We start from the raw sequence: 23,082 nt of genomic DNA on the forward strand, positions 1-23,082 counted from the left end.
GGAGCACACAGTGGACGGCGCCGATTCCGATGGTCACGACCACACCGCCAGAGCGTGCTTGCCCAGCAGCAACTGGCTGATCTCGTTGCTGCCCTCGATGATCTCCATGAGTTTCGCGTCGCGGTAGGCGCGGGCCACCGGGCCGCCGTCGTGGGCCCCGGCGGAGGCCATCACCTGCACCGCCGTGGCGGCACCACGCGCCGCCTGTCCGGCCGCCAGGTGCTTGGCGGTCACGGCGGCGGTCACCAGTCGGGGGTTCCCCTCGTCCCAGTAGCGGCTGGCGTGCTCGCAGCAGAGGGTGGCGGCCTCCTGGGCCACGTGGAGTTCCGCGAGATGCCGGGCGACCAACTGGTGCTGGGCCAGCGGGGCACCGAACTGTTCGCGGGTGGCGGCGTGCCCGCAGGCCGCCCGCAGGCAGGCGCGCAGGATGCCGACGCAGCCCCAGGCCACCGAGATCCGTCCGTAGGTCAGTGCCGAGGTCACCAGCCAGTCGGTGGGCAGGCCGGTGCCGCCGAGCAGGCTGTCGGCGGGCAGCCGCACCTCTTCGAGCCGGATGTCGGCGTGGCCGGCGGCCCGGCAGCCCATCGGATCGGTCACCCGCTCCACGGTGACGCCCGGGGCGTCCGTGGGTACGACGACGACAGCCGCTCCCGTGCCGTACCGGCCGAAGACCACCAGGAGATCGGCGTATGCGCCGACGGTGATCCACGCTTTGCGGCCATCCACGACGACGGTGCCGCCGTCCCGCCGGATGGTGGTGGCCATGGCCGCGAGGTCGCTGCCGGCGCCGGGCTCGCTGAAGGCGACGCCGGCCAGCCGACCGGACGTCAGCGCGCTGAGGTGGGTGGCCTTCTGCTCCATGTCGCCGAAGCGCTCCACGGTCCAGGCGGCCATGCCCTGGGACGTCATCACGCTGCGCACGGAGGAGCACAGGGACCCGATGTGAGCGGTGAGCTCACCGCTCTCGACGCTGCTCAGACCCGGGCCGCCGTACGCCGCCGGAACCTGGGCGGCCAGCAGGCCCTTGCCGCCCATCTCGCGCAGCAGATCGCGGGGCAGTTCCCCGGCCAGGTCCCAGGCGTCGGCACGGTCGGCGACCAGATCGGTGGCCAGCAGCTCCAGCTCCGACCGCACCGTGTCCGGGGCCGGCACGGGGGGTCTTTCCTGGACCCGGGACTCACTCATCCGTACCGCCCCGCAGAGACAGGACGAGCTCGGTCATTCGGTTCACACTGCGGAAGTTGTCCATGTTGAGGTGCGGGCCGCTCACCTGCACCCCGAAGGCGCTCTCCACGTGGACCAGCAGCTCCATGGCGAAGAGCGAGGTGACCAGGCCGGAGGCGAAGAGGTCCATGTCAGGGGCTACGTCTGTCCTGGTGCGCCGCTGCAGGAACTCGGTCAGGTTCTCGCGGATCGACTCGGTTGTCCGTGCCTGATCGATGGGGGTGGTCATGACGTGCTACCTCCGTGCTCGAAGAATCCGCGGCCGGTCTTGCGGCCAAAGTCGCCCGCGGCGACCTTGTCCAGCAGCAGGGCGCAGGGCTCGTAACCCGCGTCGCCGGTGCGCTCGTGCAGCACGCGCAGTGAGTCGACCACGTTGTCGAGGCCGATCAGGTCGGCGGTGGCGAGCGGGCCGGTGGTGTGGCCCAGGCAGCCCTCGAAGGCGGCGTCGACGGACGCCGGATCGGCAGTGCCGTCGGCCACGATGCGGGCCGCTTCGTTGATCATGCGCTGCAGGATCCGGTTGATCACGAAGCCCGGGCCGTCCCCGACCTCGATGCCGTTCTGCCCCAGCGCCCGGAGCAGGGCGCGGGCCGCGGCGACGGCGTGCTCCCCGGAGCGCGGCCCACGGATCAGCTCCACCGTGTGAATCATGTACGGCGGGTTCATGAAGTGGATGCCGACCAGGTCGTCCGGCCGCCGCACCGCGTCCGCCTGCTCGTCGATGGGGACCGCGGAGGTGTTGGAGACCAGCAGGGTTCCCGGGGCGACCAGTGCGGACACCTCGGCCAGCACCTTGGCCTTCAGCGGGGCGAGTTCGGTGACCGCCTCGATCACGGCGGTGGCCCCGGTGATGTCCTCCAGACGGGTGGTGGTGACCAGGTCACCGGTGGCACCCTCCCGGGGCAGCTTGCCCATCATCCTGGCCAGCCGCAGCTGACCCGCGACATTCTCACGCGCCTTGTCGAGGGCCGTCTCGTCGATGTCGACCAGAACGACGGGCAGGCCGTGGCCGACGGCCAGAGCACTGATGCCGGTGCCCATGACGCCGGCACCGATCACCGCGAGGCGGTGGGCCGATCCCTCCACGTGGGAGTCCAGGCCCTGTGCGGGGCCGGTGTCGGGGGTCTCCTGGCTGCCGGTGCTGCTCACTTCTCCTCCTCCGCGGCCATCAGCGCGCCCTCGGCCGCCAGCTCGGGCAGCAAAGAGCCGATGTCCTCCGTGCGGTGGGCCAGGAACGCCAGGCCCCGGCGCAGTTGGCCGCCACTGACGACGGGGGACAGTCCGGCGTGGCGCAGCCAGGGCTGCCAGCCCTTCGCCTGGACACCGGCCTCGTCGAGTTCGTGGCCCTCCATCTCGTACAGGGCCGTGGCCGAGAGCACCTTGCTACCGGTGGCCTGGGCCTGCTCGGCGACCAGTCGCTGCCATTCGGTCAGCGGCACCGTGCGCGTGGGCAGTCCGGCCTCCTCCAGGGTGGCGAACAGGTCCTCCAGGCTGGGTGAGGCCTTGTCCACCAGGTGATAGGCACGGCCCACGGACTTGGGAGACAGCGCGAGTTCGGCGACCGCGCGGGACAGTACGTCCACCGGCGAGACCGGCATGCCGCGGTCGTCGACCGGGCGTGCCCCCACCACCAGGCCGCTGGCGAGCAGGAACCAGATCAGGTCCTTGTCGTTGCAGGCACCGGACGTGGTCGAGGCCATGATCAGCCCGGGCCGGAAGACCCGGACCCGCATGCCGTCCTGGTCGGCGCGGTCCAGGATGCGTTCGCCGACCCACTTGCTCACGCCGTACCCGCCCAGTTGCGGGTCCAACGGCTGGTCGCGGGTCTCCATCAGCTGCCCGCCGGGTCCGGTGGGCGCCGTGGCGGCGACCGTGGAGATGAAGCTGATGTCGCGGATGCCCAGGGGCCGCATCCAGTTGAGCAGTCCGACCAGCGGCAGCACGTTGTCCTCGCGCAGTGCCCGGTACGGCTCGGTGAATACGACCTTGGCCGCGCAGTGCAACACCTGCCCGATGCGCGTGGTCAGTTCGCCGCCCCGGTACTCGCGGCACACGGTGCCGACGTCCCGCAGGTCCCCGGGGACCGCGTGCACCCGCTCCGGGTCCGGCTCCGGCAGCCCGAACTTGGCCGCGGTGGCCCTCAGCCGGTCCATGCCCTCGGCTTCGTCCACGGCCCGTACGAGGCAGTAGACGCGGCCCTTGGACGCGTCGGAGGCGGCGAGCAGCGCGTCGAGGAGGAAGGCGCCGAGGTAGCCGGTGGCGCCGGTGAGCAGCACGTCCCGGCCGGGAGCCGACTGCTTGGCCAGTGGTTCCAGCGCGATCTGGAGGTCCGCGTCGACCAGGGCCCCGTCACCGTCGGCGGCGGGGTCCACCTCCGCGTCGCCCAGTCCGGCCCCGTTCTGCAGTCCGGCGACGATCTGCGCGAGCCGGCGGATGGTGGCCTGGCTGCCGCCCGCCCGGTGGATGTTGATCAGTACGCCGTGCCGCTGCTGGATCTCCAGGACCATCTGGACGGAAAGCAGGGAAGTGCCCCCCAGGGCTCCGAACTCGTCGTCGAGGCCAATGGTGTCGAGACCGAAGAGCTCCTGCCACAGCGCGGTCAGCTGCGCCTCCAGCGTGCCGGGCGCGGGGGTCGCCGGGCCCTGGGGGCCGGTCGTGGAACCGGTCCCGCCGGCAGTGGTCCCGGCGGCCGCCGACTGCTGGACGGGCTGGTCGAACCCGGCCAGCCGGTCCAGGGCCCAGTGCCGCTTACGGGTGAACGGGTACGTCGGCAGCGTCACCCGGCGGCCCGTCCCACCCGCCAGCACCCGCCAGTCCACCTCGACGCCGTGCAGCCAGGCCGCCGTCGCGGCCTCGTCCAGGAGCTCGGCCACGGTGTCCTCGTCTGCGTCCGCGCAGGACTCCGCGCTGATCACATGGCGGTCCCGGGCCGGTTCGCCGTGCCCGGCCAACAGCGTGAACCGGCCCTCGGGCGCCGTCTTCAGGGGCCCGGTCACCACCTCGGTGCCCGCCGGCAGCACCGCCTTGAGCCCCGCCGTCAGCGCGGCGGGCGGTTGCGGTGCCCCGGCCGGCGGCAGCACCACCAGCGCGGGCTGCACACCGTCGATGCGTTCGGTCCGTACGGCGGGCGGGCGCGGCAGCCTCAGCGCAGCCGCCAGACGGTGTGCCGGAGCGGTGATCACCCGCCGCTCGTCGAAGGCGGCCCGGCCGACCCGCAGGGTGTGGGCGACATCCGCGGCGGGCAGCCCGCCCTCGTCCAGGACGTCGGCCAGCCTGCGGGACTGCTGGTCCAGCTCGGCACGGGTACGGGCGGACAGCACGAGCCGCACCGTGGGCCGCTGCGGCGCGGCGGGCCGTACGGGATCGGGTGGCGGGGCCAGCACCACAGCTGCGTTGGTGCCGCCGACGCCCATGGAGTTCACCAGCACATGGCGCTCGGGCTCCACGCAACTCCCGGGCGCGGTGGTGACGAAGAACGGGCTCTCCTCCAGGATGCCCGGGTCGCGTGGCCGCTCGAAGGTCGGGTGCGGCGGGATTTTGCCCGTACGCGCCACGTGCATCGCCTTGATGAAGCCCGCGATACCGGCGGCCGGACCGGTGTGTCCGATGTTGGACATGACCGAACCGAGGCCGCAGTAAGCGCTCTTGGCCGTGGTGGCGCGGAACGCCTTCGTCAGGGCGATGAGCTCGATGTTGTCACCCACGGGGGTGGCGGTGCCGTGGGCCTCGACGTACCGCATCAGGTCGGCGGGGACGTCGGCGGTGCGCAGCGCGGCGGCGATCACGTCGGCGACACCGTTGGGGCTGGGGGCGACGAAGCCGAGACGGTCCCCCCCGTCGTTGCCGACCGCGCTGCCGCGCACCACCGCCACCACCTCGTCGCCGTCGGCGAGCGCGTCCTGAAGGCGGCGCAGAGCGACGACACCGATGCCGGAGCTGTAGGTGGTGCCGGTGGAACTCGCGTCGAAGGAGCGGCAGTAGCCGTCCTCGGAGAGCACCCCGCCGGGCTGATGGCGGTAGCCGCGGAAGGGCTCCAGCACCGTGGCACCGCCGGCCAGCGCGATGTCGCACTCGCCCGACAGCAGGCTCAGGGTGGCGTAGTGCACCCCGTACAAGGAGGAGGAGCAGCCGGTCTGGATACTGAGGGCCGGTCCTCTCAGGCCCAGCTTGTAGGCGACGCGGGAGGTCATGAAGTCGGCCTGTCCGCCGACGGTGAGTTCCAGGTCGTCCACCGCGGCACGCAGTCCCTGCTGCCGGGCCTTGGCGGCAAGCAGGGCAGCCGAGTAGTTTCCCGCGGCACTGCCGGCGAAGACGCCGATCACAGGGCCGTCCTTGCGTGCCGGGTGGCCCGCGACCTCCAGGGCCTCCCAGCACGCCTCCAGGAAGAGCCGCTGCTGGGGGTCGATCGTCTCCGCCTCGCGCGGTGGGTAACCGAAGAACTCGGAGGCGAATTCCTCGACCCCCGGCAGTGAGGTGGCCACGCGTACGAAGCCGGGGTCGGCGAGCACGTCGTCGGTGATCCCAGCGGCCTTCAGTCGGTCCGTCGGCATCTCCCGCATGGAGATGACGCCGCGGTCGATGTTCCGCCAGAACTCCTGCGGGGTGGTGGCGTCCGGGTAACGGAGGCCGACACCGACGACCGCGATGTCCGTGCTGTTCGTCATGGATGCGTTTCCGTTCCGTTCGCCGTCACTCGGATATGAGCTGGCTTCGTCGCGCCCGGCTCAGCAGACCTTCGCGGTTGTGGGCGCCCAGCCGGGCGACCGGTTCCTCATCGGTCTCCTCGGTGCCGGCCAGCAGGGAGACCTGCGCATGGACGGTGCTGTGCTGAAAGAGGTCGGAGACCCTCAGAGGACGGGAGGCGAGCGGGTGGAGCTCCTCCCAGAGCATGATCAGAAGCAGTGAACTCCCGCCCGCTTCCAAAAATTTGACATCGCCGGGCACCTGGTCCGCGCTGTCCAGGTCGAGCACGTCGGCCCAGGCCTGCCGGACCTTGAGGAGAAGTTCCGTCTGGTTCGGGGCCGGTGCCTGTCCGGCCATGGCGTCATTCACGACATGCTCCTCACGAGTGGATTCGAATGCGGGTCGGCGACCAGGTCCGCGGCTGTCACCGCCAGGTCGGCGAGCAGCCCGCGCACGGTGTCCTCGCCGAACAGGCCGGTGGTGTAGGAGAAGGCCAGTTCCACGTCCTGCGCCCGGTGCTCCGTCACCACGAGTTCGATCTCGTACTTCAGGTGCAGCGGTTCGGGCGGCAGATGGCGGCCGGTGATGCCGGGGGCGAGTGCGTCCGGCACCGGTGCGCTGCTCTGGTGGCTGAGGTAGACCGGCGTGAGGGCCGGACGGCTCAGGTCGCGGTCCGGGTGCAGTTCGGCGGCAAGCGCGTCCAGCGAGACGTGGGCGTTGCGGTAGGAGGTCATACAGCTTTCCCTGACCCGGACCAGCAGATCGGTCCAGGTGGTGCTGTGGCGCAGATCCACCCGCAGCACCAGGGTGTTGACGAGCATGCCGACCGCGTCGGCGCTGCCGCGGGCCTCTCGGCCCGCCCAGGGAAAGGCGAAGAGGAAGTCCCGCTGGCCGCCGCGCCGGGCCAGGGTGACCGCGAGCAGTGCGGCACTCGTCATGAACATCGTGCAGCCGAGGGCGTCTCCGGCGACCGCGCGCAGCCCGGTGACCAGTTCGCCGCCGATCCGGGTGGTGCACAGGCCGGCTTCGGTGGTCTGCAACTCACCGCGCGGCCGGTCGTGCGGCAGGGCGACGTCCACCGGTGCACCGCGCAGGTGCTCCAGTAGCGCCGCGGTCTGCGCGGCGACGTCCCCGTCGGTGCGCCCGTCATCGGCGTCGAGCAGCGAAGGGTGCACGGGGTCCCGCAGCTCCGGCTCGCGCCCGGTGGTGCGGGCCCGGTACACCTCGGCGATCTCGGCCATCAGCAGGTCGCGCGACCAGCCGTCGGCGACGATGTGGTGCACCACGAGCATCAGCAGCGTGCGTTCCTCGGCGATCACGATCTCCGCCCGGGCGAGGGTGCCCCGCGCCAGGTCCATCGGCGCCCAGCAGAGCCGGGACAGGTGCTCGCGCAGCCGTGCGGAGTTCCAGTCGGAGGCGTCTGTGACCACCGTGACGGCGGGTCCGCCGTCAGTGCTGTAGCACACCTGCCGTTTGCGACGGTCGAGGACGAACCGGGACCGCAGCGCGGGATGCCGGGCGAGCACCGTGTCCACCGCGCCGCGCAGCGCGTCCCGGTCCACCATGCCGGTGTACTCCACGACGGTGGGGATGAGGTACGCCGCGCGCAGCGAGGGCAGTCGGTCCAGGAACCAGAACCGCTGCTGGATGGGAGACGCCGGGTACCGCTGCTCGTCGGGGACCACAGGGACCACACCGGCCGGAGCGCCTTGGCGGTCCCCCGTCGTCCCGGCCGCGAGCAACCGGCCGAGGCCCGCGACCGTGGGGTCGGTGAGGAAGTCCCGGGGCGAGAGGGTCGCACCGTATCGGCGCTGGGCGTCCGCGAGCATCGTCACGGCGAGCAGCGAGTGGCCGCCGAGCACGAAGAAGTTCGCGGCGGGCGGCAGCGCGGCCGGATCGGCAGCGCTGCCGGAGCCGGCGAGTGCGGCGGCGAAGAGTTCTGCCGCGCGACGCTCGGTCTCAGGCCGCTCAGACCGCTCAGACCGCTCGGCAAGCCTGGGGGGCCGGGCCGCCACGGGCTGTGCCGCGCGGCTCCGGGACGTCTCGGGGAAGGAGGCGGCGGACGGCTGACCCGGGAGCGCGGCCAGCTCGCACAGGGCTGCCGAGGGATCCTCGACGACCCGCTCCAGGAGCACCGCCACGCCGTCCGCCACGGCCTCGGCCGTCTGGGCGGTGTAGCGGTCCGTGTCGTACTCGACCGTGACGGCGAGCCCGTCCTCGGCCTCGTCGACGATCAGCAGCAGATCGAACTTGGCGGTACCGGTGCACAGCACCTCGGGAGGCGTCCATCTGGTGGGCACCGACCGTGGCGCGGACATGTTCTGGTAGACGAACCCGATGTCGGCCAGGGGCCGCCGTCCCTCCCCGAGCGCCGCCGTGGCGACCGCGGTGAGCCGGTCGAACGGGATGCTCTGGTAGGTCAGGGAGTGGAACGCCTCACTCCGCACGGCGGCGCACAGCTCGGCGAAGGACTCCTCCGGGTCGACCCGGCAGCGCAGCGGCACCGTGTTGACGAAGAACCCCACCGCCTGCTCCAGGTCGGCGTGCGTCCGGTTGGCGGTCATCGTCGCGAGCAGGAACTCGCTCCGTCCCGACCAGCGGTGCAGCACCGTCTGGAACGCCGCGGCCAGCACCACGTACGGAGTCACCCGCAGCGAGCGTGCCAGCTGTGCCACGCCCTCACGGACCTTCTCCACCACGGGACGAGTGACCTGTCGACCGGGGCGGGAGCCGTCCGGAGCCGCGCCGTGCGGCGCGCATCCGGCCAACTCCATTCCCACGGGGACCCGCAGCAGCTCGGCGGCCCGGCCCTCGATGTGCTGCCGGAAGGAGGGGGCGTCCGCCGCCGCGCGCTCGCGCGCGGCGAAGCTCGGGTAGGTGGTCGGCAGGGCGGGCAGCACGGTGTCGCGGCCGTCCACAGCCGCCTCGTACGCCGCCGCCAGGTCGTCGAAGAGCGGGGCGAGCGACCAGCCGTCCACGGCTATGTGATGGATGGTCAGCAGGATGGCGTCCCCGCCCTCCGGCAGCCGCCGCCACACCGTGCACCGCACCAGCGGCCCGTCGGCCAGGTCGAAGGGCAGGCGACCGCGCGCGACGGCCTCCGTTCGCACGCGGTCCTCGGAGTCCGCCGCACCCGCGATGTCGACGACCTCCACCTCGACGGGACGCGGCTCCAGCACCCTTTGCACCGGCCGGCCCTCGGCCAGCGCGAAGACGGTCCGCAGCGGTGCGTGCCGCACCGTGACCGCTCTCAGGGCATGGGCCAGTGCCGCGACGTCCAGAGGCTGGTGGGAGCGGAACAGCAGCGGGACGTTGTAGGTGGCGTTGCCCGGGGCCGCGGCGTCCACGATCCACAACCGCTCCTGCGCGAAGGACAGCGGGAACACCGGCGGTTCGGTCCGCGCCGCGGCGCCCCCCACGTCGGCTCCGGTCGTCACGGTGCCGCCACCTCCCGCAGCGCGTCGGCCGACTCGGAACCGACCGCGGGGCTTTCGGCCGCACAGACGTCGGCCACGTGGGCCGCCAGCTCGCCCAGGGTGTCGCACAGCAGCACAGCGCCCGCGTCGACGGGTACGCCGAGCCGCTGCCGGGCCCTGGCCGCCACCTGCATGGCCAGGATCGAATTACCACCCAGTTCAAGGAAGTTGTGCTCAGGGAGCACCTGCTCGACGGCCAGCACCTCACGCCAGATGTCACCGAGCAGGGTCACCGGTTCCCGGTCAGCGGGCCGCACCTCCGGGTCGGCTCCCGCCGTGGGGGCGGTGAGGGCCGGGCCCGCGGCGGGGTGCTCGGCGGAGAGCAGCTCCAGCAGCCGTGCCCGGTCGGCCTTGCCGGTGGAGCCGAGCGGAACCCGGTCCAGCACCAGCCAGCGGGCGGGCAGCATGTAGCTGGGCAAGGTCCGCTCCAGCCGGGCGTTCAGCAGAGCGGGCAGTGCGCCCGCGGCGGCGTCGGCACCCGACTCTGCCGCTGCTTCGGCGAGTCCGTCCGCGGATGGCAGAACGAATCCGACCAGCGACGCGGCCGGGCCCTCGCCGACCTTCTCCACGAAGGCGGAGTCGGCCAGCCCGCATGCCAGGGCGGCTCGTTCGATCTCCTCCAGCTCGATACGGAAGCCGCGTAGTTTCACCTGACGGTCGCTGCGGCCGAAGAGTTCGATCGCTCCGCCGGGCAGCTGCCGCCCGGTGTCACCGGTCCGGTAGAGCCGGTCGCCGGTCGCCGGGTGGACGACGAACCGTTGGGCCGTCAGCTCCTCGCGTCCCAGGTAGCCGAGGGCCACACCGGGGCCACCCACACACAGCTCGCCGGTGTCGCCGGGCCGGACCGGGTTCAGTTCTCGGTCCAGCAGGTGGAGCGTGGTGTCCTGGAGCGGGTATCCGACGGGGATGCGCTCCAGGCCGGCGAGACTGTCCTCGGTGCAGTCGAAGTAGGCGGCGAACGTCGTGGTCTCCGTCGGCCCGTACCCGTTGACCAGCCGGCCCGGCGGCCCGGCCGCCAGCACCTTGCGTACGGCCGCCATCTCCAGCTGCTCGCCGCCGACGACAAGGGTGCGCAGCGTGCCGAAAGCGTCCGGACGCTCCCTGGCCACCGTGTGGAACAGGGAGGTGGTCAGGAACATCGCGTCGATCCGCTCACCGCGGATCAGTGCCGTCCAGTCGTCCAGGGGCAGGTCGGTGGCCGAAGGGAAGACGACCACTGTGCCGCCGGCGGTGAGAGCGTTCCACAGTTCGAAGGTGGTGGCGTCGAAGGCGGGATTGGCGGCGCCGGCCACCTGGTCGCCGGGCTCGACGGTGCAGAACCTGGACCGCAGGGCCAGCCGCAGCACCGCGCGGTGCGGGACCACGACGCCCTTGGGCCGCCCCGTCGAGCCGGAGGTGAAGGACACGTACGCGGGGTCGTCCCGTTCGCTCCCCGGGTCGGGCACCAGATGTCCCGGATCCTCGTAGGGCACGGGGAGCTGCTCCACCCCGGACGGCAGCCAGGAGGTGAGGTCCGCCCAGCGGCTGGCCGGCCCGGCGAGCGTGTCCTGGCGAGGCGAGTGGACGGCCCAGCGCGTGCCCGACTCGGCGACGATGCCGGCCAGCCGGTCCTTCGGGGCGAGCCCGTCGAGCGGCAGGTAGGCGGCACCACAACGCAGGATGCCGAGAAAGGTCACCACGAGGTCGACGGACCGGTCCTGGGGGACCGCGACCAGATCACCCCGGCGGACTCCGCGCCGCGCCAGCTCCGCGGCAAGCCACCCGGCCCGTTCCCAGAGCTCCCTGTAGGAAAGCCCGTATCCTTCTGCTGGATCACGCACGGCACAGTCATGGAGTCGCTCCTCGACCTGCTGCGCCACGATGTCATGCACACTGGAAGCTGCCATCACAGCCCGCCCCCTTCCTGCACTGGACTTCTGGACCTGGAAGGATCGAAAGCTCGCAAGCCACTGCCGCCATTACGGCGTCACGGTCCCCATCCGTGGTCGGCGAGCACTTTGGTATCAGCGGTTCCGGATTCGAATTGCCCCACACCGGATTGCGGAGAAACAGCGAATAAAGCAGCACCGAATACGACGACGACTGCCGTACCAAGTAACTTGGAAAGTACTTTGCTCACGTTCTGGCCCCCTGGTGAACAGGTACATCGATAAGGCGATCAGCCCAATACGCGATTTTGCTGAGTCACTTGAAAACCATGCAACGGCTTTGGCCTGCATGTCCGCGCACCACACGATCGCGCGAGGCGCATTTTTCCGACATGCCCGGACATCGCCCATCGCATTTCGGGCATTGGGGCCTACGCTGGGGACGCGCGGCGACCAAGCCCAGAAATCACACTGCGGGAGGCATACTGTGGCACTTTCCAGTCACCACTTGACCGAAAATGCGGAGTTGCGCGCACTGGAACCCTGGCAGGCCGCGGAATTCTCCGCCTACGTCGATCGGGTGCGCCCCCACCTGGCGCCCTGGCTGCCCTGGGCCCATACCATCACCGACACCGAATCGTCACGCCAGTTCCTCCAGCGGTACGCAGACGAGCAAGCCAGGGGCGGTGGCCGGATATTCGGAATCTGGTTGGACGGAGAACTCGAGGGCGGCGCCCTGTTCCGAATCTTCGACACCCAGTCCGGGGTGTGCGAACTCGGCGTCTGGCTCTCCCCCGAGGCGCAGGGAAAGGGGCTGGTGACCCGGGCGGCCGGCCACCTCGCCGACTGGGCGCTGCGAGAGCGGGGAATGGCCCGTGTGGAGTGGCGGGTCACCCCCGCGAACACGCGGAGCATCGCCGTCGCCAAGCGCCTTGGAATGTGTCACGAGGGCACCCTCCGAGAGGTCTTCCCCTTCAACGGGGTGCGCCAGGACCTGGAGATCTGGGCACTCCTCTCCAGTGACCTGGCGAACGATCGACCCGCGGGCTGACGTGACCGTCGGGAGCTTCGGTTCCCTCTCCGCGCGCCGCTGTCCCGGTCCCCCTGGCCGGGACAGCGGCGCGCGGTCCAGAATGCGGGGCATGGAACCCACACAGGACACCTCCCCGCTCACTCACCTGGACGTCCCGGACGGCGTCGCCCCGGCAACGGGCTATACCCATGTGGTCATGGGGACCGGCCGACTGGTCGCCGTGTCAGGACAGGTCTCGTTCGATGCGGACGGCAAGCTGGTCGGAGAAGGCGACCCCGCCGCACAGGCCCGCCAGGTCTTCGAGAACCTCCGCCGTTGCCTGGCCTCGGCCGGCGCCGGTTTCGAGAACGTCGCCAAGTTCACCTACTACGTGACTGACGTGGCCTTCCTGCCCGCTGTGCGGGAGGTGCGGGACCAGTACATCGACGTCGAACGGCCACCTGCCAGTACCGCGGTTCAGGTAGCCGCCCTCTTCCGGCCCGAACTGCTCCTAGAGGTGGAGGCGTTGGCAGTCCTCCCGGCGTAGGGCACCACCCCGAACGCACCCTCCGCCCGGCACGGCCCTCCTCGGCACGAGCCGATGTCCACAGGGCGCCACTCACTTCCACCGGGCCTGGGGCCCGGTGCGCTTCGAAGTTCCCCCGGGTCATGGACAACGGGGGAAGCTCAAGCAGGAGCGCTCGCACCTGGCGGAGCGGCACGCGCACCGAGCTGCCCGCTGTGGAGATCAAAGTCAGCCTCACGAATGAGGCTTCCTGTGATCTTCCGAACCAGTACAGAGGCCAGTCGTCCATGTGCAGTCGCGACGACTCCGTTCGGTCGACCTGTGCACCGACGAGACCCGAGCATGGAGATGGCGACGCAGGCGCAGTACTCGTCCGCCTCGCAGTGTCGTGCCCATGGCGTGCCCTTCAGAGCGGACGACCACGGTCAACAGCATTGCCACCAGGCCCTCATGCCTGCCGCGGCACAACAAATCTGCCCAGGTCGGCGGCCACACGGCCACGCAAGCGCCGTCGCTTCCCAAGCTGAGAGCTCAGGCTTCGTCGTGGTGGGCCGGCCGCCGCGGCTTGCTCTGGTCGACGGCATTGGCAGCGTAGCTGAGGCCGGTGAGGGGCAGCGAGGCACACGCGTGCGTGGTCGGTCGGCGATCCCCGCCGTCGTGGCTGACTGTCGTCGGCTGAGGTTCAGACGGGCCGCATCACGGTGCCGGCCGCCAGCTGAGCGCGCCGAAGCTGGGCCGTCTCTGGGCCGTCCGAGGTCGCTCGACAGCGGCCAATGACGACCAACGACGACCACCAAGCGAACGAGCCCACCGCCCCTGAGCAGCGAAAACCCAGCTCACCAAGATCCCTGGCAAGACCCAGGGCAAGAAAACACCTGCGAGCGAGGGGCCGTGACCACGTGAGTGGCCGCAGGTCACGGGCAGCTGTCCAGCGGCACAGCGTGTGCATCATGAATCATGGGGATTGATCTGGAGCTGCACTCATCACGGCCGGCTCGCAACAACTGGCGCAAGTCCCGCGTGACACTCCTGCGGAGCTCCTGCAGGCACGGCGACGCGCTGGCTGATGCGCTCGGCTCACTTCAGCTCCTTGGAGTACCGGGGAGGCTCACTGCCGTCGATCCGTACGGGGATGCGTTGATGAACGAGCAGGAGGCCGCAGCCGCCCTCCGGGAGATCCACGGTCTGAGGCGGAGATGCGGCGATGAACGCCAACTCGCCGCACTGGACGACCTCACAACGATGCTGGAAGAGTGCGCGGCCACCCCAGGAAGTTACTTGTGGTTCGCGGGCGACTGAAGCTTGTGCCGCGTCCGCTGTGTGAGTGTCTGGCTGAGTGACAACGCCCACGCACAACGGCGAACAAGTGCGGACGTCTGCGGACCATCTGCACAGGTGAGAGCTGGGCCAGTCCCAGGCAGAGCCCTTACCCAAGTTACTTCGGGACGAAGCAGTCGCTCCGTTGGGGTGCGCCGTGCGACCAACGACCCCCCGGACTGTCCCGAGTGTGGCCAGCCCATGAGGTCCGGCGGCCTCGTGCTCTCCGCGCGGGAGGACGATGGCCGGCGGACCTGCCGATCGCTATGGAAGTGTCACGGTCGGCATGTCTGGTGGGGCTGGGCCGACCGGCCAGACGAGCCGTTGGAGGCCTGCCCTGTACCGGAGCTGTTCTGCTGACATCAACAACCACGGACAGCGGTGACAACCAGCAGCCAGATGCAGTACCCGTGTGCACGGTGAACCGCGGCCACGCCGGGGCGGGGTCGAACTCCTGAAGCGTGTTCTTGGGACCTCCTCCCCCGGGTATGCCCCCGGGGTGCCTATCAATGGAGAAGCCGCAGGTGAGCAGAGTTGAGGGGAGCCCGCTGCAAATCTGCCGGCTCAGCCTTTTCAGGTCATGCCGTCCCGGTGTCGTCCGCCTGCTCGCCCTCCGCCTGGGACGGCTCGGTCCTGGGGACGTCCGGGTGCATGGCCGCGCGTTCGGCGGGATCGTCACGCTCGCCTTCGGCCTGCGAGGGCGTGTGGGAGTACAGCCACGGTTCGTAGGCCGAGTCTCCAGTGTCTCCGGTTTTCATGACAGGCCTCCTTGGTCGCCTGCCTTCCATGCTCCTCCGCTCCAGCGCGGACCGCAGCAGAGCCAGGGCGGTGGTCGGCTCTGGACGAGACGTGGACGAGAAGTCGGCATCTCGAACGTTGGAGGCACATCCCTGCTGGTCGGACCAGGCATGAACGAGTGATCTCGAGGGGGCTGTGAATCTGTCGGGAGTCAGGGCCCGGCCGTTCTGGGGCCGTCCGAGGGGGCCGACGAGGACCACCGACGATCATGAGGGCGCGGCACTCTGCCGCGCCCTCATGAGGTGTCTGCCCAGCTAGACCCCCGCCGCAGCAGCAGCCGCGCCCGGCAGCGCATCGCCGCGCCGTATCGGCATGAGCGACGTCAACCGCCTGAACAAGCGCTTCGCCGAGATCATCGCCAGCGACCACCGCCACGGCGGACAACTCGGCATCGAGCAGCAGGCTGCCGCGCTCGCCGACGAGGCGCTGGACCTCCAGAGCGCGGGCAGTGCCACCCAGCGCGTACGCAGCAGCCTCTACGCCTCCGCAGCGGCCTTCCCGCTCCTCCGCGATGTGGGCGGCCATCGATGGCCGCCGATACCACATCGCCAAGGCGCACATGCGCGAAGCCCGAGCCCTCGCCGAGATGTCCGACGACCAGTCGATCAAGTTCCGTATCTGGAGTCATGCCGGCGCCATGTACCGGCACATGGGCCGCCCCGCCGACGCGCTCGCCGCCAACGACGTCGCCCGCAACCTTCACCTCACACGCCGAGACCCTCTGGCGGACCAAGGTCACTCGCGGTGCCGGCTCCCGCACCGCTGCCCTGGCCATGGTCTTCAAACTCGTCGAGTCCGCCCAGCAGCGGTGGCGGGCCGTGAACGCGCCTCACCTCGTCGCCCTCGTCCGCGCCGGGGCGCGCTTCGAACGCGGCCGGCTCGTCGAACGCCCCGAACAACTCGCAGCACGACAGGCCCGCCAGCCAGGGCCTCCTTGCTCGCAGGCCGTCGATCCGGCTTCAGGCGTAGCGCGCGAAAAGGGCCTGGAGGTATCCCTCCAGCCGCCTGGTCAGCCGGGTGGGGGTCAGATCGGCACGGCCCACCTCGCGCCACGGGACGGCGACCTTCTCGGCGTCCGGAGCGAAGGCCAAGGCGTCCAGCAGGCGCCAGTAGAGATGAGCGGCGCGCTTTTCGGCCAGCGTCCCTCCTGCCGCAACATAGCGGTCGGCGAAGTGCATGCCCGCGGAAACCCCGTGCAGCAGAGCCAGGGCCGTCGAGCAGTGGGCCACGTCCAGGTCGGCCGGTCCCCAGGAGGTCTCCACCCAGTCGACGACGCCGCTGATCCGCAGACCGTCGCCGTCGCCCGTGAAGAGGACATTGCCGGGATGGAAGTCCCGGTGCAGGAAGCAGGCTTGGTACTCCGGGGGCTCGCGGCGGATCACGTCCACGGCCCGTTGCCACAGCTCGGGCTGATCGGTGTCCTCGGGCGGGCTCACCCGCTCCGCAGAGGTCCACGCCTGATACGCGCGCGGCCGTGCCTCGGCGGTCACTGGCAGCCGGTGGATGCGCAGCAACTGGTGAGCCAGCAGTTCGGCACGCCGGTCGGCCCCCTCATCGCCCAGGCACACGGTTCCGGGCAACAGGGACATCAGCAAGGACGGATGGTCGCAGTACTGCGCTGTGGCGTCCACGGCCACCAACCTGGCCGCGGGCACATCCGTGCCGCCGAGCAGGCGCAGAACGGCTGCCTCGCGGGTCAGCAGGCCCTCCGCGTGCCGAACGTAGAAGGGCTTGACGAAAGACCGCAGGACCAGCGACCGTCGACCACCCCGCCCGCAGATGTCCAGCCGGCGCATTTCCGACGTCCAGCCGCCACGCAACCGCGCGACATCCTCGATGCGTTCTGTCTCGGACAGCCCCTTCTCCACCCAGGCACGCGTCGCGTCCCAGCCCTGGTCCTCAAGATAGGTACCGATGTGCTCGGCCCCCTCGTCCGCAACCATGGAGGCAGGCTATCGATCTCTCTCATCGACGTACGCATTTGGTTCCCACGCCCACAACTCTTGACAATTACTCCTGTGAATCTGCCGTGGGGCTGTCTCGGGGCCGTCTGACGGTGACCGGCGACGGCCAGTAACGACCACCAACGACCACCAACGACCATGAGGGCGCGACTCACAGTCGCGCCCTCATGGTGTGTCCGCCCGGCTAGACCCAGGTGTCCAGCCACATCCGGGAGCGCCAGTCGTCGATGGGGATGGAGGTGCCGGTGTAGATGGGCCAGAAGTAGATGAAGTTCCAGGCGATCAGGAGGACCAGGACGCCTGTCGCCGTCGCGCCCGCGACCCTGCGGGTGTCGCTGGAGCGGGGCGGGCCGACGAGCGCGCCCAGGAGCATCGCCACCGCCAGGCACAGGAACGGAAGGAAGACGATGGAGTAGAAGAAGAAGATCGTGCGCTCCTGGTACAGGAACCACGGCAGATAGCCGGCCGCGACGCCGCAGGCGATGGCGCCCGCCCGCCAGTCACGGCGGAAGAACCAGCGCCACAGGACGTAGAGGAGCGCGAAGCAGGCCACCCACCACAGCATGGGCGTGCCCAGGGCCAGCACCTCACGGGCGCACTTCTCGCCCGCGTCGGCCGGGCAGCCGTCCGTGCCGGGCGCCGGGGACTCGTAGAAGTAGGAGACCGGGCGGCCGGTGACGATCCAACTCCACGGGTTGGACTCGTAGGTGTGCGGCGAGGACAGGCCGACGTGGAAGTCGTACACCTGGTTCTCGTAGTGCCAGAAGCTGCGCCACCAGTCGGGGAACAGCCAGGACCAGCTGCTGTCCTTGCCGTCGGTCACCGCCCAGTCGCGGTAGTAGCCGCCGCTGCCGTCGTCGGCGGAGAGGAACCAGCCGAGCCACGAGGTGACGTACGTCGCGAGCGCGACCGGGACGGTGGAGAGGAACGCCCGGCCCAGGTCGCGCCGCAGCACCGCCCGGTAGGGGCGGCGGGCACCGGCGGTCCGGCGCGCGCCGACGTCCCACAGCACCGCCATCACGCAGAGCGCGGCCATGACGTACAGCCCGTTCCACTTCGTGGCGAACGCCAGGCCCAGCATCAGCCCCGCCGCAAGCCGCCAGGGCCGAAGGCCCAACCGGGTGTTCTCGGCGATGTCCGGGTCCGGCAGGGTCCGGCCGTCGGGGCCCACGGGCAGCGCGGCGGCGAGCCGCGCCCTGGCCCGGTCCCGGTCGACGAGCAGGCACCCGAAGGCAGCGAGCACGAAGAACATCAGCACCCCGTCGAGCAGCGCGGTGCGGCTCATCACGAAGTGCAGCCCGTCCACCGCCATCAGCGCGCCCGCGAGGCAGCCCAGGAACGTGGAACGGAACAGGCGCCGACCGATGCGGCACAGCATCAGGACGGAGAGCGTCCCGAGCAGAGCCGTCATGAACCGCCAGCCGAACGGGTCGAACCCGAACATCAGCTCGCCCAGCCCGATGACGTACTTGCCGACCGGCGGATGCACGACGTACGCCGCTTCGATCGGGACGGGGACGTCACCGCCCCTGGAGAGGATCAGGTCGTTGGCGTTCTTGTCCCAGTTGACCTCGAAGCCGCGGTGGACGAGCGCCCACGCGTCCTTGGCGTAGTACGTCTCGTCGAATATCACCCCCTTGGGGCTGCCCAGGTTCCAGAACCGCAGGACTCCCGCGAACAGGGTGACCAGCAGCGGGCCGCCCCACGCCGACCAGCGGGTGATCCGGTCGGCGAGCACCGGCGGCACCCCGAGCGTGTTCCACAGCCTGCCGGACGGCTCGGTGTACGGCGGGACCAGGCGGTCACGGATGTCGGGAACCCCGGGGGCGCCGCCTCCGGTCCCCGCCGCCGGGTGGCCGAAGCGGCGCAGCCGCTGCTGCCACGACGGTTGACGCTCCTGCGGCGACTGGTCCTGCCGGGTGTCCGTGGAGGACGCGGTACTGGTCACCGCGCCATCGTAGGGAACGGCGCTGCGGGAGTCCCGTGCATGGGTGGTATGCCCGGTTCCGGACGAGGCCGGTCCGCCCGGGCCCTCCGGCCCGTCCGGTCCTGGGAGGATGGGGGAGTGACCGGAACCCTCGTACTCGCAGGCACCCCCATCGGCGACGTCTCCGACGCCCCGCCCCGGCTCGCCGAGGAGCTGGCCGGCGCCGACGTCATCGCCGCCGAGGACACCCGGCGGCTGCGGCGGCTGGCCCAGGCGCTCGGCGTCACCCCCAAGGGCCGGGTGGTGTCGTACTTCGAGGGCAACGAGTCCGCCCGTACGCCCGAACTGGTCGAGGAACTGGCCGGCGGCGCGCGCGTGCTGCTGGTGACGGACGCCGGGATGCCCTCCGTGTCCGACCCCGGGTACCGGCTGGTCGCGGCCGCCGTCGAGCGGGACATCAAGGTCACCGCGGTGCCCGGACCGTCCGCCGTGCTCACCGCGCTCGCCCTGTCCGGGCTGCCCGTCGACCGGTTCTGCTTCGAGGGCTTCCCGCCCCGCAAGGCCGGGGAGCGGCTCGGACGGCTGCGGGAGGTGGCCGGGGAACGGCGCACCCTCGTCTACTTCGAGTCCCCGCACCGGCTCGACGACACGCTCGCCGCGATGGCCGAGGTGTTCGGCGCGGAGCGCCGGGCCGCCGTCTGCCGCGAGCTGACCAAGACGTACGAGGAGGTCAGGCGGGGCTCGCTCGCCGAGCTGGTCGAGTGGGCGGCCGAGGGGGTGCGCGGGGAGATCACCGTCGTGGTCGAGGGCGCGCCGGACCGGGGCCCCGAGGAGGTGGACGCCGCCGAGCTGGCGCGCAGGGTGCGCGTGCGGGAGGAGGCGGGGGAGCGGCGCAAGGAGGCGATCGCGGCGGTCGCGGTGGAGGCGGGGGTGCCCAAGCGGGAGGTCTTCGACGCGGTGGTGGCGGCGAAACACCCCGCGGGGTGAGCGGGGGCCGGGGCGGCCCGGACGTCTGCAAAGCGTTTGGGAGCCTTCGGCAACGAAACGCCCAAAACGGCTCCAATACTCCGCCGCCCCTACTGCTTTCGCGTCCTGGGAGGAGTCCACTGGAAGGCGGGACGGGCCGCACCGGCCCGTCCCGCCGTGGACCGACAGGAGTCAGGATGACCGAGATCGCAGGAAGGGCCGGACACCGCGCCGACGGCGTCGTCAGGGAGTCGTACTCGTTCGCCTGCATGCGCTGCGGGTACGGCTGGGAGCAGTCGTACGAGATAGAGCACCACACGGACACCGACGGCCATGACGCCGTGCGCTACGTGGCGGACGGCGGGGTCGTGCCCTCCCCGCTGAGCCGTCCGACGTGCCTCAACTGTGACGGCCACGTCGTGCGGATCATGCGGCCCGGCCGGGTCGCCTCCGCACGGAGCGCGGCCCACAGGGAGCACCGCGAGCACCACGGTCACCACTGGCGCCTGTCCGACCTGCTGCCCTCCTTCCGCAGGGCGGGCTGACGAGCAGGTGCCCCAGGGGGGAAGGCACCTTCCGCGCGATCCGTAGGATCGGGGGCATGCCTTCGAACACCCCCGACAAGAACGCCGCCCCGCCGCTCCCGGAGCCCCTGCGGGTACCGGTCGCGGATTCGCACACCCACCTCGACATGCAGTCCGGCACGGTGGAGGAAGGGCTCGCCAAGGCCGCGTCGGTGGGCGTGACGACGGTGGTGCAGGTCGGCTGCGACATCGCGGGGTCCCGGTGGGCGGCGGAGACGGCGGCGGCGTACGACGCCGTCCACGCGACGGTCGCGCTGCACCCGAACGAGGCCCCGCGCATCGTGCTCGGCGATCCCGACGGCTGGTCGCGGCAGGGGGCGCGGGAGCCGGGCGGGGACGCCGCCCTGGACGAGGCGCTCGCCGAGATCGACCGGCTGGCCGCGCTGCCCCAGGTCAAGGGCGTCGGCGAGACCGGCCTGGACTACTTCCGCACCGGGCCGGAGGGCAAGGATGCGCAGGAGCGGTCCTTCCGCGCCCACATCGAGATCGCCAAACGGCACGGAAAGGCCCTGGTGATCCACGACCGCGACGCCCACGCCGACGTGCTGCGCGTCCTCAAGGAGGAGGGCGCACCGGAGCGCACCGTCTTCCACTGCTACTCGGGCGACGCCGAGATGGCGGAGATCTGCGCCCGCGCCGGGTACTTCATGTCGTTCGCCGGCAACGTCACCTTCAAGAACGCCCAGAACCTGCGCGACGCGCTCGCCGTGGCCCCGCCGGAGCTGCTCCTGGTGGAGACCGACGCCCCCTTCCTGACGCCGGCGCCGTACCGCGGCCGGCCCAACGCCCCGTATCTGGTGCCGGTCACGGTGCGTGCCATGGCGGCCGTACGCGGTGTCGACGAGGACACCCTCGCCACCGCGCTCGCGGCGAACACGGCCCGTGCTTTCGGTTATCCACAGGCGTGACCTGCGGGGTGCCCGTGCCCCGTACCCTTGTCCCGTGACCAGCCCCACCCCCGACGCCCTCCTGGGCCCCGCCGACGTCCGCGAACTCGCGACCGCCCTCGGCGTGCGGCCCACCAAGCAGCGCGGCCAGAACTTCGTGATCGACGCGAACACGGTCCGCCGGATCGTCCGCACCGCCGAGGTCCGCCCCGACGACGTGGTCGTCGAGGTCGGTCCGGGGCTCGGCTCGCTCACCCTGGCGCTGCTGGAGGCCGCCGACCGGGTCACCGCCGTCGAGATCGACGAGGTGCTGGCCGCCGCGCTGCCCGCGACCGTCGCGGCCCGCATGCCGGAGCGCGCCGAGCGGTTCGCGCTGGTCCACTCCGACGCGATGCACGTCACCGAGCTGCCCGGCCCCGCCCCGACCGCGCTGGTCGCCAACCTGCCCTACAACGTGGCCGTCCCGGTGCTGCTGCACATGCTGGAGACCTTCCCGAGCATCGAGCGCACCCTCGTCATGGTCCAGTCGGAGGTCGCCGACCGGCTCGCCGCCGCGCCCGGTTCGAAGGTGTACGGCGTGCCCTCGGTCAAGGCCAACTGGTACGCGGAGGTCAAGCGGGCCGGCGCCATCGGACGGAAGGTGTTCTGGCCGGCTCCCAACGTCGACAGCGGGCTGGTCTCCCTCGTCCGCCGGAGCGAGCCGCTGAAGACCACCGCCTCCCGGCGCGAGGTCTTCGCCGTCGTCGACGCGGCCTTCGCCCAGCGTCGCAAGACCCTGCGGGCGGCCCTCGCCGGTTGGGCCGGCTCGGCGGCGGCGGCCGAGACCGCCCTCGTCGCCGCCGGAGTGTCCCCGCAGGCGCGCGGCGAGTCCCTGACCGTCGAGGAGTTCGCGCGCATCGCCGAACACAAGCAGCCCAAGCAGCCCGAGCAGTCCAAGGAGTCCGCCGCGTGAGCGTCACCGTCCGCGTGCCCGCCAAGGTCAACGTCCAGCTCGCGGTCGGTGCGGCCCGCCCCGACGGCTTCCACGACCTGGCCAACGTCTTCCTCGCGGTCGGCCTCCACGACGAGATCACCGTGGCCCCGTCGCCGGACGGGCTGCGCGTCACCTGCGCGGGCCCGGACGCCGCCGAGGTGCCCCTGGACCGTACGAACCTCGCCGCCCGCGCGGCCCTCGCGCTCGCCGGGCGGTACGGCCGGGACGCCGACGTGCACATCCACATCGCCAAGGACATCCCCGTCGCCGGCGGCATGGCGGGCGGCAGTGCGGACGGCGCGGGCGCGCTGTTGGCCTGCGACGCGCTGTGGGGGACCGGCGCCTCGAGGGCGGAACTGCTCGACATCTGCGCCGAGCTGGGCAGCGACGTGCCGTTCGCGCTGGTCGGCGGGGCGGCGCTGGGCACCGGGCGGGGCGAGAGGCTGACCGAGCTGGAGGTGGGCGGCACCTTCCACTGGGTGTTCGCGATGGCCGGGCGCGGGCTGTCGACCCCGGCGGTCTTCCGGGAGTTCGACCGGCTGGCGGAGGGCCGGGACATCCCCGAGCCGGCGGCCTCGCAGGACCTGCTGGACGCGCTCGCCAAGGGCGACCCGGACGCGCTGGCCGCCACGGTCTCCAACGATCTCCAGCCGGCGGCGCTGTCGCTGTTCCCGGAGCTGGCGGACACGCTGGCGGCGGGGCGTGCGGCCGGGGCACTGGCTTCGCTGGTCTCGGGGTCGGGGCCGACCACGGCGTTCCTCGCCCGGGACGCGGAAGCGGCGGAGGCGATCGTGGACGCGCTGGGGGCCTCCGGCACCTGCCGGACGGTGCGTACGGCGGCTGGGCCGGTGCCGGGGGCGACGGTCGTCTGAGGGAT

Annotated in this window: 18 protein-coding genes and 2 pseudogenes; 10 read left to right on the forward strand and 10 right to left on the reverse strand. The window is 71.3% G+C overall.

Going from position 1 to position 23,082, the window contains the following annotated elements; genetic code table 11:
• Window positions 1–33: 33 nt before the first annotated feature.
• Genes AC6F7H_RS16595 through AC6F7H_RS16625 form a run of 7 tightly spaced genes read right to left on the reverse strand, consistent with a single transcriptional unit; the run spans window position 34 to window position 11,269 of the window.
• Entirely contained in the window at window positions 34–1,152 is a 1,119-nt protein-coding gene (locus tag AC6F7H_RS16595) for an acyl-CoA dehydrogenase family protein (protein ID WP_500757738.1), read from the reverse strand.
• Window positions 1,153–1,177: 25 nt separating this feature from the next.
• Window positions 1,178–1,453 (reverse strand): acyl carrier protein, encoded by a 276-nt coding sequence (locus AC6F7H_RS16600; RefSeq protein ID WP_500757739.1) that lies wholly within the window; start codon window positions 1,451–1,453, stop codon window positions 1,178–1,180.
• Entirely contained in the window at window positions 1,450–2,322 is an 873-nt protein-coding gene (locus tag AC6F7H_RS16605) for a 3-hydroxyacyl-CoA dehydrogenase family protein (RefSeq protein ID WP_500761872.1), read from the reverse strand. The genes AC6F7H_RS16600 and AC6F7H_RS16605 overlap by 4 nt, the downstream gene beginning before the upstream one ends.
• A 47-nt stretch (window positions 2,323–2,369) precedes the next feature.
• Window positions 2,370–5,888 (reverse strand): thioester reductase domain-containing protein, encoded by a 3,519-nt coding sequence (locus AC6F7H_RS16610; protein WP_500757740.1) that lies wholly within the window; start codon window positions 5,886–5,888, stop codon window positions 2,370–2,372.
• A 25-nt stretch (window positions 5,889–5,913) separates the two neighbouring features.
• A complete protein-coding gene (locus AC6F7H_RS16615; RefSeq protein ID WP_500757741.1) occupies window positions 5,914–6,276 on the reverse strand; it encodes a phosphopantetheine-binding protein in 363 nt (120 codons plus the stop codon).
• The gene (locus AC6F7H_RS16620; protein ID WP_500757742.1) at window positions 6,273–9,344 is read right to left on the reverse strand and encodes a condensation domain-containing protein; all 3,072 of its coding nucleotides are present in this window, start codon (window positions 9,342–9,344) and stop codon (window positions 6,273–6,275) included. The genes AC6F7H_RS16615 and AC6F7H_RS16620 overlap by 4 nt, the downstream gene beginning before the upstream one ends.
• Window positions 9,341–11,269, reverse strand: coding sequence for a non-ribosomal peptide synthetase (locus tag AC6F7H_RS16625; protein ID WP_500757743.1), 1,929 nt, complete (start codon window positions 11,267–11,269; stop codon window positions 9,341–9,343). The genes AC6F7H_RS16620 and AC6F7H_RS16625 overlap by 4 nt, the downstream gene beginning before the upstream one ends.
• A gap of 490 nt (window positions 11,270–11,759) precedes the next feature.
• On the opposite strand from AC6F7H_RS16625, the gene AC6F7H_RS16630 reads away from it, so the two are divergent.
• The 3 genes from AC6F7H_RS16630 (at window position 11,760) to AC6F7H_RS16640 (ending at window position 14,088) form a co-directional block, all read left to right on the forward strand.
• Window positions 11,760–12,302 carry a GNAT family N-acetyltransferase gene (locus AC6F7H_RS16630; protein WP_500757744.1) on the forward strand — a complete coding sequence of 181 codons (543 nt, stop codon included), beginning with the start codon at window positions 11,760–11,762 and terminating at the stop codon, window positions 12,300–12,302.
• A gap of 91 nt (window positions 12,303–12,393) precedes the next feature.
• Window positions 12,394–12,810: a RidA family protein gene (locus AC6F7H_RS16635; protein WP_500757745.1), complete on the forward strand. Its 417-nt coding sequence runs from the start codon at window positions 12,394–12,396 to the stop codon at window positions 12,808–12,810.
• A gap of 1,119 nt (window positions 12,811–13,929) precedes the next feature.
• Window positions 13,930–14,088, forward strand: coding sequence for a hypothetical protein (locus AC6F7H_RS16640; protein ID WP_500757746.1), 159 nt, complete (start codon window positions 13,930–13,932; stop codon window positions 14,086–14,088).
• 596 nt (window positions 14,089–14,684) lie between these two features.
• Here AC6F7H_RS16640 and AC6F7H_RS16645 read toward each other — a convergent pair.
• Window positions 14,685–14,864: a hypothetical protein gene (locus tag AC6F7H_RS16645; protein WP_500757747.1), complete on the reverse strand. Its 180-nt coding sequence runs from the start codon at window positions 14,862–14,864 to the stop codon at window positions 14,685–14,687.
• Between the two features lie 352 nt (window positions 14,865–15,216).
• Here AC6F7H_RS16645 and AC6F7H_RS16650 point away from each other — a divergent pair.
• Together AC6F7H_RS16650 and AC6F7H_RS16655 are read left to right on the forward strand one after the other, a co-directional pair.
• Window positions 15,217–15,635: pseudogene (locus tag AC6F7H_RS16650) on the forward strand (NsdA family TPR-like regulatory protein); the annotation flags it as partial.
• Window positions 15,585–15,797, forward strand: a pseudogene (locus tag AC6F7H_RS16655) (IS256 family transposase); the annotation flags it as partial. The pseudogenes AC6F7H_RS16650 and AC6F7H_RS16655, both read left to right, overlap by 51 nt.
• A 66-nt stretch (window positions 15,798–15,863) precedes the next feature.
• Here AC6F7H_RS16655 and AC6F7H_RS16660 read toward each other — a convergent pair.
• Both AC6F7H_RS16660 and AC6F7H_RS16665 read right to left on the reverse strand, forming a co-directional pair.
• Window positions 15,864–16,847, reverse strand: coding sequence for a phosphotransferase family protein (locus tag AC6F7H_RS16660; RefSeq protein ID WP_500757748.1), 984 nt, complete (start codon window positions 16,845–16,847; stop codon window positions 15,864–15,866).
• Between the two features lie 205 nt (window positions 16,848–17,052).
• Window positions 17,053–18,816 (reverse strand): dolichyl-phosphate-mannose--protein mannosyltransferase, encoded by a 1,764-nt coding sequence (locus AC6F7H_RS16665; RefSeq protein WP_500757749.1) that lies wholly within the window; start codon window positions 18,814–18,816, stop codon window positions 17,053–17,055.
• A 117-nt stretch (window positions 18,817–18,933) separates the two neighbouring features.
• Here AC6F7H_RS16665 and rsmI point away from each other — a divergent pair, with 117 nt between their 5' ends.
• The 5 genes from rsmI to AC6F7H_RS16690 all read left to right on the forward strand — a co-directional run bounded on the left by rsmI (window position 18,934) and on the right by AC6F7H_RS16690 (window position 23,077).
• Complete coding sequence (gene rsmI, locus AC6F7H_RS16670) at window positions 18,934–19,782, forward strand: 16S rRNA (cytidine(1402)-2'-O)-methyltransferase (protein WP_500757750.1); 849 nt, start codon at window positions 18,934–18,936, stop codon at window positions 19,780–19,782.
• A 176-nt stretch (window positions 19,783–19,958) separates the two neighbouring features.
• Entirely contained in the window at window positions 19,959–20,306 is a 348-nt protein-coding gene (locus AC6F7H_RS16675) for a hypothetical protein (RefSeq protein WP_500757751.1), read from the forward strand.
• Between the two features lie 56 nt (window positions 20,307–20,362).
• Window positions 20,363–21,253 carry a TatD family hydrolase gene (locus AC6F7H_RS16680; RefSeq protein WP_500757752.1) on the forward strand — a complete coding sequence of 297 codons (891 nt, stop codon included), beginning with the start codon at window positions 20,363–20,365 and terminating at the stop codon, window positions 21,251–21,253.
• Between the two features lie 34 nt (window positions 21,254–21,287).
• Complete coding sequence (gene rsmA, locus AC6F7H_RS16685) at window positions 21,288–22,184, forward strand: 16S rRNA (adenine(1518)-N(6)/adenine(1519)-N(6))-dimethyltransferase RsmA (protein ID WP_500757753.1); 897 nt, start codon at window positions 21,288–21,290, stop codon at window positions 22,182–22,184.
• On the forward strand, window positions 22,181–23,077 hold the full coding sequence (locus AC6F7H_RS16690; protein WP_500757754.1) for a 4-(cytidine 5'-diphospho)-2-C-methyl-D-erythritol kinase: 897 nt from the start codon (window positions 22,181–22,183) through the stop codon (window positions 23,075–23,077). Before rsmA ends, AC6F7H_RS16690 begins: the two co-directional genes overlap by 4 nt.
• Window positions 23,078–23,082: the final 5 nt, after the last annotated feature.

The sequence above is a fragment of the Streptomyces sp. MMS24-W38 genome, from assembly GCF_059889265.1.